The organism is Erwinia sp. (assembly GCF_049696395.1).
In the GTDB taxonomy this organism is placed as follows: Bacteria; Pseudomonadota; Gammaproteobacteria; order Enterobacterales; family Enterobacteriaceae; genus Erwinia.
Genome location: NZ_JBAVTT010000088.1, coordinates 21,338 through 28,883, shown reverse-complemented (window position 1 = coordinate 28,883; position 7,546 = coordinate 21,338). Strand labels below are relative to the sequence as shown.

At 55.9% G+C, this 7,546-nt stretch carries 5 protein-coding genes; 4 read left to right on the top strand and 1 reads right to left on the bottom strand.

From position 1 onward, the window contains the following. Positions 1–141 precede the first annotated feature (141 nt). Both WCC56_RS11205 and WCC56_RS11200 read left to right on the top strand, forming a co-directional pair. On the top strand, positions 142–1,497 hold the full coding sequence (locus tag WCC56_RS11205; protein ID WP_424692448.1) for a formimidoylglutamate deiminase: 1,356 nt from the start codon (positions 142–144) through the stop codon (positions 1,495–1,497). Further along, positions 1,494–2,042 carry a HutD family protein gene (locus WCC56_RS11200; RefSeq protein ID WP_424692447.1) on the top strand — a complete coding sequence of 183 codons (549 nt, stop codon included), beginning with the start codon at positions 1,494–1,496 and terminating at the stop codon, positions 2,040–2,042. Before WCC56_RS11205 ends, WCC56_RS11200 begins: the two co-directional genes overlap by 4 nt. Before the next feature lie 986 nt (positions 2,043–3,028). Here the strand turns inward: WCC56_RS11200 and hutC are convergent. Next, positions 3,029–3,784: a histidine utilization repressor gene (hutC, locus tag WCC56_RS11195; protein WP_424692446.1), complete on the bottom strand. Its 756-nt coding sequence runs from the start codon at positions 3,782–3,784 to the stop codon at positions 3,029–3,031. 387 nt (positions 3,785–4,171) lie between these two features. Here hutC and hutH point away from each other — a divergent pair, with 387 nt between their 5' ends. Both hutH and hutU read left to right on the top strand, forming a co-directional pair. Further along, on the top strand, positions 4,172–5,716 hold the full coding sequence (gene hutH, locus WCC56_RS11190; RefSeq protein ID WP_424692445.1) for a histidine ammonia-lyase: 1,545 nt from the start codon (positions 4,172–4,174) through the stop codon (positions 5,714–5,716). A gap of 26 nt (positions 5,717–5,742) precedes the next feature. Beyond that, positions 5,743–7,428 carry a urocanate hydratase gene (gene hutU, locus WCC56_RS11185; RefSeq protein WP_424692444.1) on the top strand — a complete coding sequence of 562 codons (1,686 nt, stop codon included), beginning with the start codon at positions 5,743–5,745 and terminating at the stop codon, positions 7,426–7,428. Positions 7,429–7,546 lie beyond the last annotated feature (118 nt).

Below are 7,546 nucleotides of genomic sequence, written 5' to 3'. Positions count from 1 at the left end.
CCCTCCTGCATCGTCACGATATCGGCACCGTACCACAGGCTGTCACAGCGAAGTTCACCGCTCATCTTCTCTCCCGGCTTTACTGTTGATTCATAAGTATGTATATGTATATACAACTACATTGCCTGGGAAGCAACCATGATGGCTCGCTATTTTGCGCCGCGCGTCCTGCTGGTGGACGGTTGGCATCACGACGTGTTGATTGAAGTTGACGACGCTGGTTTCATTCAGAAGCTGACACCCAATGCTGTTGAAGGAGACGCCCAACACCTGAATGGCGCGGTGATCCCGGCGATGGCAAACCTGCATTCTCATGCCTTCCAGCGCGTGATGGCCGGGCTGGCAGAGGTGGCTGGTGATCCGCAGGACAGTTTCTGGACCTGGCGCGATTTAATGTATCGCATGGTTCAGCGCCTTTCCCCTCAGCAAGTGGGCGCAATCGCCGCGCATCTTTATGTGGATATGCTGAAAGGCGGCTATACCCAGGTTGCTGAATTCCATTATCTGCACCACAACACCGACGGCACGCCTTATCAGCAGGATGAGATGTTGCAGCAACTGATTGCCGGAGCCGAACGCGCCGGTATAGGTCAGACGCTGCTGCCGGTGCTTTACAGCTACGCTGGCTTTGGTGCGCAACCGCCGCAGCCGGGACAGAAGCGTTTCATTCAGGACACCGCCAGTTATCTGCGCCAGCAGCGGCACCTATCGGAGACAATCGGCGACAAGCCGTTGCATAACCAGGGCATTTGCTTCCATTCCCTTCGTGCGGTAAGCGAACCGCAGATGCGCGAAGTGCTGGACGCGCTACCGGGCAGCCTGCCAGTGCATATCCATATTGCCGAGCAGGAGAAAGAGGTGAATGACAGCCTGGCCTGGAGCGGAGAACGCCCGGTAAGCTGGCTGCTAAACCGGTTCGATGTTGATGCACGCTGGTGTCTGATCCACGCCACCCATCTGGATGAAAGCGAAGTGTCGCGACTCGCGGTCAGCCAGGCTGTGGCCGGACTTTGTCCGACCACGGAAGCCAATCTGGGTGACGGTATTTTCCCGGCAACGGACTACATCGCGCAGGGCGGACGCTGGGGAATTGGCTCAGACAGCCATGTTTCACTGGATGTCGTTGAGGAGCTGCGTTTACTCGAATACGGTCAACGTCTGCGAGATCGCCGCCGAAACCGCATTGTCACACCTGAGCAGACTTCCGTTGGAGATTTGCTTTACCGTCAGTCGCTGGAAGGCGGTGCGCAGGCCTGTGGCGTAAAGATGGGACAACTGGCTGAAGGTTATCGGGCCGACTGGCTGGTACTTGCCGATGATGCGCTGCTGGGCAGCACAGCAGATTCCTCGTTGCTAAATCGCTGGCTGTTTGCCGGGCATCGCGGGCAGATTCAGGATGTGTTTGTTGCCGGTAAGCAGGTTATTCGGGAAGGCAAACATGCGCAGCAGGCGCAAATTGATGCCGCTTTCCGGGCAGTTGTAGAGGCGCTGAAATGATCCACTTCTATGACAGCCAGACATTACCCGTCAGCCGCTGGCGCAATGGCGGCGGAGAGACGAGGGAAATTATCAGTTTCCCGGCTTCTGCCGAGGCTTTCAGCTGGCGCATCAGCATTGCTGCCATCGCCCAGGACGGCGCTTTTTCCTTATTTCCCGGCATCGACAGAGTGATTACGTTGCTTGACGGAGAAGGCGTGGAGTTGAATGCCAAAGGGAAGTATCAGCAGCTGTTAATTCGCAATCAGCCTTTTGTGTTCGCCGGGGAAGATGAGATTGAGTCCCGGCTGATTGGCGGCGTAAGCCGTGATTTCAACGTCATGACCCGGCGCGAAACGCATCAGGCCGAAGTACGAGTGATTAACGACTGCTTCTCCCCTGCTCCCGAACAAGCCGGCGTAGCATACGTTCTGGCTGGGGAATGGATTCTGGGCGACTTGAGGCTACAACAAGGTCAGGGAGTCTGGTGGGAAGAAAACGGTCAGCCGCTGGCGCCAGGCTCAGCAGAGGCTCAGCTGCTGCTGACGGAGATACGTCAAAAGTAAGCGGGAGTGTTTGCCGCGGTAGTCGAGTAGGTCGTCCGAATGTTCTGGTGACAGCTTAGTGAGAGCTTGTTGCTGCGGGATCTTAAGTTGTCTGAACAGTCAGGTGGCTGGTCAGGGAGTGTTTGGTGCTGTGGGCAAGTAAGTTGTCTGAAGGGTCTGGGTCTGGACAGGGAGTGTTTGGTGCTGTGGGCAAATAAGTTGTCTGAAGGGTCTGGTGGCCGGTCAGGGAGAGCTTGTGTCTGTAGTGTCGAAAGTTGTCTGGATAGTCAGGTGGCTGGTCAGGGAGAGAAGGTTGAACACAAAGACGCCGTGAACCCTTCCGTGGGGGCTTAGCTGCGACGTCCCTGTCGCAGATACTTTGCTTATCAACCTTCTCTCCCTTCCCGTCAGCTTCAATGTTGCCTGTTCAAATGGGGCTACACACTTCAAAATCTACTGATTCAAACCATTCAAACCAGTTAAACCCGTCAAACCAATCGAACCAGTCAAACCATCCAAATCAATCAAACCTTCAACTCACTCCAGCCAATTAAACTCTCCCCACACTTTAAAAATGAGTGCGGACATCTGGCAGGCAAAACGACATTGGCAGGTTGAGTTGGGAATTGAAGAGTGGGTGTTGAATTGTGTGTCCACGAATCCCTTCAACGACACGGAAGCTAATGGGTGGCAGCATATAGCGCGTTAGCCGAGTGTATGCAGCAGGGATGCTGCATCCAAGCCTACATGGACGTATTCACGGCGTCTCGGATAACGCGCTATATGCTGACGCCGAACCACCGCAGCCGGTTTTGACGTTGCAGCCTTAGCAACGCGCTCTATGTCGACGCCGAACCACCGCAGCCGGTTTTGACCTTAGCAGCACGTTTTATACTGATGCCGTACCACCGCAGCCGTCCTTGACGTTGCAGCCTTAGCAACGCGCTCTATGCTGACGCAGTACCACCTCAGCTACTCTTGACCTTAGCTCTCAAATACCCCAAAAATCAGCCATGCCCTTTGAAACGTCCTAGCAGCTTATAGCGCGAACCGGGATACAACAGCTTGGCGTACGTGACGATCCTGGCATCACTCCAGGTTTGACGGCGGATCAACAGGCAGGGCTCGTTGGACTCAATCGCCAGCGAAGTACATTGCTGACGATTCGGCAAGACCGCTTCAACGATATGCTCACCTGCTGTTAAGGGCGCTACACGCATCAAATAGGTGTAAGGCGTTTGCAGCGCGAAATCCTGCTGCAAATAATCCGGTGCCACCAGCGGATTGACCAAACGATCTTCCAACTGCACCGCCAAATCATTCTCAAAATGCACAATCACCGAATGAAAGACCGCATTGCCGGTACTCAAACCCAATACGGATGCCTGCTCTGGGTCGGCTTTGATTTCCCGTAATTCCACAATTTTACAACTGTGGCGATGGCCTCGCTGGGCAATCTCCTCGGCAATATTGTGTACTTCCAGCATCGCCGTGTAGCCTTTGGACTCGGCCACAAAGGTGCCAACGCCCTGCATGCGGATTAAATAGCCTTCGCTGGTCAACTCGCGTAACGCCCGATTTATGGTCATCCGGCTGACGCCCAGCTCATTCACCAACTCGCTCTCGGACGGTACGCGCTGATTCGACTTCCAGACGCCTTCCGAAATCTGGCTGATGATCGCCTGCTTTACCCGCTGATAAATCGGCGCAGGTTGATCGCTCATGGCTGCGGAGAGTTGAGAAATGGCAGTCTGCTCGACCATAAATTGCTTCCTTAATGAAAATGCTTTCGCCAGTTTACTGTTTACCCACCTAAATGTATATACATCTGAAGGGCAACTATTGCACTGTTATTGGGCGGCTTGCTTCAGGATAGCGCAAGGCTGTCGCCAGCGCAGAAAAGCCCGACCAACCCAGCAACTGTGCGGATCCTGCCTGAAAGCCAGCAGCGACAGCCCTTTGCTAAAAATTCTCCGTATCGCGAAAGTTTTGTGATCGAACTGGCACAAGCATTGCTAATTGTATAGACAAGACTATACACATCTGCTTCACTGCAGAAAGTGACCTGTTAAGCCCCCGCTGCCTGAAGGCAACGGCTACCCTGTAAAAAGGGTCTACACCACATCAACTTGTCTATACAGGAGTATACCATGTCAGCTACCCCGCATCTCTGCCGCCTGATCCCCGGTAAGGTTGAGTTAGCGATGCTGAAACGCATCTACCACGGTGATGTTCAGCTCTCGCTGGATGAAAGCGCCCGGGCGAAAGTCCTTGAGGCCCGCGCCACCGTCGAAGCCATCGTTAATTCTGGCAAGGTAACCTACGGCATTAACACCGGCTTCGGTAAACTGGCTCAAACGTCTATCCCTTCTGAACGTCTGGCTGAACTGCAACGCAACCTGGTGCTCTCTCACAGCGTGGGTCTGGGTGACCTGCTGCCGGATGATGTGGTGCGCGTGGTGATGGCGACCAAAATCATCAGCCTGGCTCGCGGCCACTCCGGCGTGCGTATCGAGCTGATCGACGGCCTGCTGGCCCTGTTCAACGCTGGCATCATGCCTTGTATTCCAGAGAAAGGGTCAGTTGGCGCTTCCGGCGATCTCGCGCCGCTGGCGCATCTCTCACTGATGCTGCTGGGCGAAGGTGACGTTCGGGTTGAGGGCAAGCTGATCCCGGCCACCGAAGGCCTGGCGCTGGCTGGCCTGGAACCTTTTGTGCTGGGGCCAAAAGAAGGTCTGGCGCTGCTGAACGGCACCCAGGTTTCTACCGCTCTGGCACTCCGCGGACTGTTTGAAGGCGAAAAAGCCTTCGCTGCCGGACTGGTTGCTGGCGCTCTGTCGCTGGAAGCAATTAAAGGATCGATTAAACCTTACGACAGCCGCATCCATGAAGCTCGTGGTCAACTGGGCCAAATCGCCGTAGCCGCTGCCGTCAGCTCGTTGCTGGAAGGCAGTGAAATCCTCACCTCTCACGCCAACTGCGGTCGGGTGCAGGATCCCTACTCCATTCGCTGCGTGCCTCAGGTAATGGGCGCTTGTTTGGATAACCTCACCCACGCTGCCAAAATACTGCAGATCGAAGCCAATGCCGCTTCCGATAATCCGCTGGTGTTCAGCGACACTGGCGATGTGATTTCCGGTGGCAACTTCCATGCTGAACCCGTTGCATTCGCCGCTGATATCCTGGCGCTGGCGATTGCCGAAATCGGCGCGATCTCTGAACGCCGCATGGCATTGCTGCTGGATACCGGCCTTTCTGGTCTGCCCCCTTTCCTCGTCAATGATGGCGGCGTGAACTCTGGCTTTATGATTGCTCAGGTAACCGCTGCGGCGCTGGCCTCAGAAAACAAATCCCTTGCTCATCCTGGCAGCGTAGACAGCCTGCCAACCTCAGCAAACCAGGAAGACCACGTCTCGATGGCGACTTATGCGGCACGTCGTCTTGGTGCGATGTGCTTTAACACCTCGGCAGTGGTCGGCATTGAAGCGATGGCTGCAGCACAAGGCATCGACTTCCATCGCCCTCTGCAAAGCTCACCACTGATTGAGCAGGAACTCTCTGCCCTGCGTGAGCGCGTGGCCTTCCTCGACAAAGATCGCCTGATGGCACCCGATATCGAACAAATGCGGTTATGGGCAAGCAGCGACACCTGGCCGCAGCCAGTCGCCGCCCTTTTACCCAGTGCAGCCCGTTAAGTAACCCCCAAATTAAGGACTGAATAATGAGTGACAACGTAAGCAAAGCCGTGGCTCGCGAAGTGCGTGCCCCTCATGGTAGCGAACTTAACTGTGCCAACTGGCTGATTGAAGCGGCCTATCGCATGATCCAGAACAACCTGGATCCGGACGTAGCGGAACGCCCGGAAGACCTGGTGGTTTACGGCGGCATCGGTAAAGCGGCCCGTAACTGGGAATGCTTCGAGCAGATCCTGCGCTCGCTGAAAGCCCTGCAACCAGAGGAAACCCTGCTGGTGCAGTCCGGCAAACCGGTTGGCGTGTTCCGCACCCATGCCGATGCTCCGCGCGTATTGATTGCTAACTCCAACCTCGTGCCTCACTGGGCAACCTGGGATCACTTCCACGAACTGGATAAAGCTGGCCTGATGATGTACGGCCAGATGACCGCCGGCTCATGGATTTATATCGGTGCTCAGGGCATCGTACAGGGCACCTTCGAAACCTTCGTTGAGGCAGGTCGTCAGCATTACAACGGCGACCTCAGCGGCAAATGGATCCTCACCGCTGGCCTGGGCGGCATGGGCGGCGCACAAACGCTGGCTGGCGTGCTGGCCGGGGCTTCTGTGCTGGCCGTGGAGTGCCAGGAATCGCGTATCGATTTTCGTTTGCGCACTCGCTATGTCGACTTTAAAGCCACCAGCCTGGATGAAGCGCTGGAGATGATCGACAACGCTAACAAAGAAAAACGGGCGATCTCCGTTGGCCTGTTAGGCAATGCCGCTGAAATCCTGCCTGAACTGGTTAAACGTGCCAAAGCGGGCGGCATGAAGCCGGATATCGTGACCGACCAGACTTCGGCACATGACCCGATCAACGGCTACCTGCCGGTAGGCTGGAGCGTGCAGCAGTGGGAGGAAACCCGTAAATCCGACCCTAAAGCCGTGGCGAAAGCCTCCCGCGCTTCCATGGCGGTGCATGTACAGGCGATGCTCGACTTCTGTCATATGGGCATTCCAACCGTCGATTACGGCAACAACATCCGCCAGGTAGCGCTGGAAGAAGGCGTGAAAAATGCCTTCGATTTCCCAGGCTTCGTCCCGGCCTATATCCGTCCACTGTTCTGTGAAGGAAAAGGTCCGTTCCGCTGGGTGGCGCTGTCTGGTGACCCGGAAGATATCTACAAGACCGATGCCAAACTGAAAGAGCTTTTCCCGGATCACAAAAACCTGCACCGCTGGCTGGATATGGCACAGGAACGCATTGCTTTCCAGGGCTTGCCCGCCCGTATCTGCTGGCTGGGACTGGGCGAGCGTCATCTTGCCGGGCTGGCCTTTAACGAAATGGTCCGTAATGGCGAATTGAAAGCGCCTGTGGTCATCGGCCGTGATCATCTGGACTGTGGTTCTGTTGCCTCGCCTAACCGCGAAACCGAAGCAATGAAAGATGGGTCCGATGCGGTATCTGACTGGCCGTTGCTGAATGCCCTGCTGAACACCGCAGGCGGCGCGACCTGGGTCAGCCTGCACCACGGCGGTGGCGTTGGAATGGGCTTCTCTCAGCATGCTGGCGTGGTGATTGTTGCCGACGGCACTGCAGAAGCGGATAAGCGTCTTGGCCGCGTACTGTGGAATGACCCGGCAACCGGTGTGATGCGTCACGCAGATGCGGGCTATGAACTGGCCCAGCAATGTGCCGCTAAGCACGAGCTTAACCTGCCGATGATCAAGTAGTTATACAGGCCGGGCGCCCTGCCCGGCCTGTTACATTTTTCGCCATCAGCATCAGCACGCCGCTTCTGCCCGCCATTTTATGCTACCTTAATTCAGCCAGATATCAGGAATGACAGCC

Bases quoted from the DNA above. Each gene is read 5' to 3' on its own strand.
- hutC (WP_424692446.1), bottom strand. From the start codon at position 3,784: ATGGTCGAGCAGACTGCCATTTCTCAACTCTCCGCAGCCATGAGCGAT.
- hutU (WP_424692444.1), top strand. From the start codon at position 5,743: ATGAGTGACAACGTAAGCAAAGCCGTGGCTCGCGAAGTGCGTGCCCCT.
- WCC56_RS11205 (WP_424692448.1), top strand. From the start codon at position 142: ATGGCTCGCTATTTTGCGCCGCGCGTCCTGCTGGTGGACGGTTGGCAT.
- WCC56_RS11200 (WP_424692447.1), top strand. From the start codon at position 1,494: ATGATCCACTTCTATGACAGCCAGACATTACCCGTCAGCCGCTGGCGC.
- hutH (WP_424692445.1), top strand. From the start codon at position 4,172: ATGTCAGCTACCCCGCATCTCTGCCGCCTGATCCCCGGTAAGGTTGAG.